A 1533-nucleotide genomic window follows, 5' to 3' on the forward strand; every position below is an offset into this window, starting at 1 on the left:
TTTTACTCTGCATAGCAGAGAATTTAGATGCTGAAAAATTAAAATGGATTTATATAGCAATCAACAATCGTGACTCTATTTCAAATTTACAGTAGGTAATTTCCCACTCTATATGACACTAAACTGTTAATATGTGGAATAACAAAAAGTACCTATGTCATGTCACATAGGCACTTTTTTGACATAAATGAGATTAGATGCTGAGAAGTTTTTATATTTAGATATCGTATTGACTTTTAAATTTGAAAATCTCATCAACAGCTTGCTGATACCCACCTGATTTTTGAAAGGATTCCCTAATATTTGCAACAGCTTTATGAAAAGATGGATGTCTTAACACATGATCTGCGGTTTCACGTAGTTGACTTGCAGTCAAGCCTTTCATTTGTAATTTAATGCCAGCTCCAAGATTGGCAACTTGTCCTGCAATTACTGGCTGATCTGCGCTTTGCGGGATTACAATTAGTGGAATTCCGTAATAGAGACCTTCATTAGTACTGTTCATTCCACCATGTGTAATAAATAATTTAGTGCATTTAAGCACTTCAGTTTGTGGAACATAATTTTTCACAATGAAGTTTTTAGGAATCTCCCCTAAATCAGATATTTGAGTTTTTTCCCCCATAGACATAATAACAGTATGATCAGTGTCCTCAAATGCTTTAAAACAGATCTTATAGAAATCAATTGCTTGGTTAAAGACAGTACCTAGCGAAATGTAAATTGGGCTTTTTCCCTTGATTGCAGTAAAGTCGAAGTTTTCTTGTGTTAATAGTGTAGAGATGGATGGCCCTACAAATTTGTATGTTTGATCAAACGTTTCTCCAAAAGGTTGAAACTCCCTAGTTGTATAAACAATTGTAAGTGGTGCAGGATTACAAAAAACTTCATAAGGAGAAGTGATTTCAACACCATATTTTTCTTTAATTTTTGTTGTTAGGTTTTGAAAATCATTATTTATCCTTTTAGCAATTTCTGTTGGGATATTTTGTGAAAGATGTTCTAACATTCTTTCAAATGATATTTCAGTTTGAGCAAAAGATGTACACGAATTAATTGCGGGGAGCTTTAGGATTTTGGAAAGTAAACGTCCACAACCAAACATAGAATCGTGAATGATGTAATCAAAATGTTCTCCCTGGATCTGTTCAAGAACGCTAGGTATAATGATATCCGCCGTATGTAAAAGACCGTTGATTCTTTCGGGTAAATAATTTCTGCCACCTGAGATAAAGGCTTTTAAAAATTTTTGACCGTCAAATGTTCGTACATTAGCTCCCGTCTTTTCAATACGCTCTCGAAAAGCTTCTATAGAAAAATATATCACCTCTTCTCCACGCGAAATAAGCTCTTGTACAACCCCAATTGTTGGATTGATATGTCCTTCTGATCCACCATTAATAAATAAAACACGTGCCATTATAACCACTCCTTAAGTCAAACGTTCTCTATATTTAAGTTGAGCAATAGTAAGGATATTGCTTAACTTAAATATAGAGGAAAAACTCACATTTTGAAAAAAGATTGATCAAA

At 33.7% G+C, this 1533-nt stretch carries 1 protein-coding gene; it reads right to left on the reverse strand.

The genetic code is table 11. From position 1 onward, the window contains the following. Positions 1 to 217 precede the first annotated feature (217 nt). Positions 218 to 1420, reverse strand: coding sequence for a macrolide family glycosyltransferase (locus V7183_RS25810; RefSeq protein ID WP_335361319.1), 1203 nt, complete (start codon positions 1418 to 1420; stop codon positions 218 to 220). Between the last annotated feature and the right edge of the window lie 113 nt (positions 1421 to 1533).

The organism is Bacillus sp. JJ1127 (assembly GCF_036965845.1).
Lineage (GTDB): Bacteria > Bacillota > Bacilli > Bacillales > Bacillaceae_G > Bacillus_A.

What these genes read in the sequence shown, in the direction of transcription:
- V7183_RS25810 (WP_335361319.1), bottom strand. Translation starts at nt 1,420, where the DNA reads ATGGCACGTGTTTTATTTATTAATGGTGGATCAGAAGGACATATCAAT.